This window comes from Daejeonella sp. (assembly GCF_037719425.1).
In the GTDB taxonomy this organism is placed as follows: Bacteria; Bacteroidota; Bacteroidia; order Sphingobacteriales; family Sphingobacteriaceae; genus Daejeonella.
Map to the genome: position 1 here is coordinate 10,078 of NZ_JBBJNI010000117.1, position 3,784 is coordinate 13,861.

Sequence of the window (3,784 nt, forward strand, 5' to 3'; positions counted from 1 at the left end):
TTTTGCTGCCATGCAGACCTTTCATCATCAAAAAATGGATTCCCTCCACTTTTTAACTGCGGCTTGAAATCAAGCTCCAGGTAACTGGCATCGATCTCATCAATAAATCTGCTGGGTTCGCAGCTGGTTAGTGTACCCCAGCGATATCTGGAAGTAGCATAAGATAGATTTAATTTTTTCCCTGCTCGTGTTATAGCCACATAAAATAAGCGTCGTTCTTCTTCGAGATCAATACGGGAACTTAGTGACATCTGCGAAGGGAAGAGATTTTCCTCGAGTCCTACGACAAAAACGTTATCAAACTCAAGGCCCTTTGCGGAATGTATTGTCATTAACGAAACTGTATCGGCATTTGGATTCTTATCGTTGTCATCGTTTGTAAGCAATGCAACATCCTGCATGAAGATATCAAGCCCTTTTTCTTCCAGATCCTCACGCTCGCTGAATTCTTTAATTCCGTTTAGAAGCTCCTGTATATTTTCATATCTGCTTAAACCCTCAATAGATTTATCAGAATATAGATCTTTTAAAAGAGTTGAGTGCTGGGCTATATGTAAGGCAGTGTCATAGGCTGAATGAGTTTTAGTCATTACCTGGAAGCTCTGAATCATTAATGCAAAGTTTCCAACTGCGGCGGCGCTGCGGGCATCAAGGTAATGATGTGAGTCGATGATGATTTCCCAAAGTGTAAGATTATTCTGATCAGCAGCTATAATGATTCTTTCGATGGTTGTATCTCCAATGCCACGTCTGGGATAGTTAATGACTCTTTTTATAGCTTCCTCATCATTCGGGTTAAATGTCAGCCTGAAATAAGCAATCAGATCCTTTATTTCCTTTCTCTGATAGAAGGAGAGCCCGCCATAAATTTTATAGGGTACGTTAAGCTTTCGTAGCGATTCCTCCATGGCTCTTGACTGAGCATTGGTACGATATAAGATTGCGAAGTCATTATATTTTGACCCTTTAACTGCTTGTTCCTGTGCTATTCCCTCAGCAACAATTTTCCCTTCTTCGTTATCGCTAAAGGCCCTCGAAACTTTTATTTTGTCCCCCGTTTCGTTTTCGGAAAAAACAGATTTTTTTAGCTGATTTTTATTATTTGCTATGATGCTGTTAGCAACATTAACGATGTTTTGAGTCGAACGGTAGTTTTGTTCAAGTTTGAAGACCTTCAGATCCGGGTAGTCCTTCTCAAAATTGAGAATGTTCTGAATGTTGGCTCCACGAAAAGCATAAATACTTTGGGCATCATCCCCAACAACACAAATATTTTCATTTTTTGCTGCGAGCTTCTTTACAATTAAATATTGGGAAAAGTTAGTGTCCTGATACTCATCTACCATCAGGTATTTGAATTTGTTCTGGTATTTGTAAAGCACATCAGGATGTTCTCTTAAAAGCACATTGGTTTTATAAAGAAGATCATCGAAATCCATTGCTCCGGCTTTGTAACACCTTTGAGTATAAGTCTGATAAATTTCTCCCATCTTCCCCCGGCCTGAAGAAAAATCTTCAGCCTGGATGTGCTCATTTTGTAAATATTCTGCCGGAGAAATCAGATTGTTCTTTGATGAAGAGATACGGTTGTAGACAAAATTTGCATTATACAATTTGTCATCAAGTTGCTGCTCTTTTAAAATGCTCCTTATCAAGCTTTTGCTGTCATCCGTGTCATAAATAGTGAAGTTATTCGGATAGCCGATTTTTTGTGCCTCTACCCGCAGCAATTTTGCGAAGACAGAGTGAAAGGTGCCCATCCAAATGTTTTTCGCTTCGTTTCCAACCACCTTCATAATGCGTTCACGCATTTCTTTGGCAGCCTTATTTGTAAACGTAAGAACAAGGGTGTTAAATGGATCCACACCTTTTCGGATAAGGTGCGCAACGCGATAAGTAATAACTCTTGTTTTACCTGAACCAGCCCCCGCCACAATCATCACTGGCCCTTCCGTTTGCTCTACCGCTGCCCTTTGTGAAGGATTTAAACCGTCTAAATAATCCAAAATCTACTCCTGTTTTTCTGCGCTAAATTACTAAACAGAATTGAGATTAAGGCTTCTGGCACCTGTCTGAAATGTAAATTGTTGAGAAAAACTAGGGAACGTTAGTCGTCAAAAATTAAACTTGACCGGCCAGGGTTGTTCAGGTTTTCATTTATATTAATGATCTTATCATCAAGGTCATTAATGCATTTCCCCATTTGCTCAATAAATTCTTGCTTATCGATGAGATTCTCATTTTCCAGCAGCATAAGACCTTTCAAGGTAGCCACGGGGCTTCTTATCTGGTGAGAGAGGTGAGAAGAGTATTCTGACAATTTTTTGTTCTTGTTTTTAAGATCCATGGTGCGCTCTTCGATGAGTTCCTCCAGGTTCTGGTTAGTGCGGTCGAGGTCATCTTTCTGTTGGGACACTTCTTGATTTAAGCGGGTTAATTCGGAGTTTATGAGTTTAGATTTTTTCACATTCTTTATAAGAAGAAAGATGACGAAAAAGGATAAAAGGGCAACCAGACTACTGGCCCAAAACAGGATTTGGCTATATTTTGATCGTGCAATTGTAAGCTCATTTGCTCTTTGCTTTTCGAGTTGACGATGCTGAGCTTCTAATAGGCTGATTTTGTCGGAAATATTGCCTTTGTAAGTTATACTATCTTGTTTGTAAACTATTTGCAAATAGTATAAGGCTCTCTCATAATTTTTGCGTTTATTTTCTAACTCATAGGAAGTTAGCATGTAATCATATTCTAATTTGGGACTTTTAACAAGCCTAGCAAATAATGCGCCTTCTTTAATTGTTTTTTCAGCTTGCTTAAAGTTTTCTTTTGAAATGTAAATGGAGCTTAGTGTAAGATCGATACCAGCAATAGAATTATTTAATTTATTTTCTCTGGCTTTGCTCCTTGCATTTATCAAGAGCTCCTCAGATTTATCAAGTTGATTAAGCTGAAAATAAACAAGCCCAAGGTTTTGCATACTTTGAGTTATACCTATGGTATTATCTAATTTAGTAAAGATAGCAAGGCTGTTTTGATAATTGGATAATGCCTGATCATATTCGTTTTTACGTAAATAAACAGTCCCTAAGTTCATGTATAGTCCAGCTATTAGATCTTTGATATTAAGCTTTAGGGCTAATGCTAATGATTTTTGAAAATTCTCCAGTGACTTGTCATAATCTATCTCACGATACAGGTTTCCAATATTGTTATAGACCTTAGCTTCCCCTTCCACATTTTTATTTTTTTTGAAATATGTTAAAGCATTTAGGTAATTTTCTATTGCAGTTTCGTTTTTATTCAGATAATAATTTCCCACACCTAAAACTCTGTAAGATTCAGCAATTCCGTTTTCATATTTTAGAGCTTTGCCCAATTTCATAGCCCTACTTGCAAATTTTATAGTTTTTTCAGGGTCAATTAAGCGATTTTCGAAACCTTTCTTATTTAGTTCGATGACTGTTACTGTATCATTATATTTAATTGACGTTTTACCGGATAGACTTTGAGTAAAAACAATAAGGAAAGAAATCGATAAAAACGGGACAAGGCTAGATATTTTCATTCCAATAATTGCGAATATAAGTTTATGATAAATTTAGCTAATCTGATTAACCAAAAGCATTTAAATGCCTACATTTGGAATAACCTGAATATAAGGTATTTATAGTCAGTTAGTTATTATTTAACAAAAATAACCTCAAAATCATGAAAACTAAAATTTTAACGTTAATCGTCATCGCAGCTCTGGCAATGAGTTCATGCAAAAAAGAAGAATTAGCTA

General features: G+C 36.8%; 2 protein-coding genes. Both read right to left on the bottom strand.

Features of this window, described 5'->3' with window-relative positions; all coding sequences use genetic code 11:
- Positions 1–2,006 (bottom strand): UvrD-helicase domain-containing protein (locus tag WKF69_RS14340; protein WP_340382759.1); only part of this gene is annotated, 2,006 nt, incomplete at its 3' end.
- A gap of 101 nt (positions 2,007–2,107) precedes the next feature.
- A complete protein-coding gene (locus WKF69_RS14345) occupies positions 2,108–3,565 on the bottom strand; it encodes a tetratricopeptide repeat protein (protein WP_340382760.1) in 1,458 nt (485 codons plus the stop codon).
- Positions 3,566–3,784 lie beyond the last annotated feature (219 nt).

Coding starts and splice junctions, on each gene's coding strand:
- WKF69_RS14345 (WP_340382760.1), bottom strand. CDS start 3,565: ATGAAAATATCTAGCCTTGTCCCGTTTTTATCGATTTCTTTCCTTATT.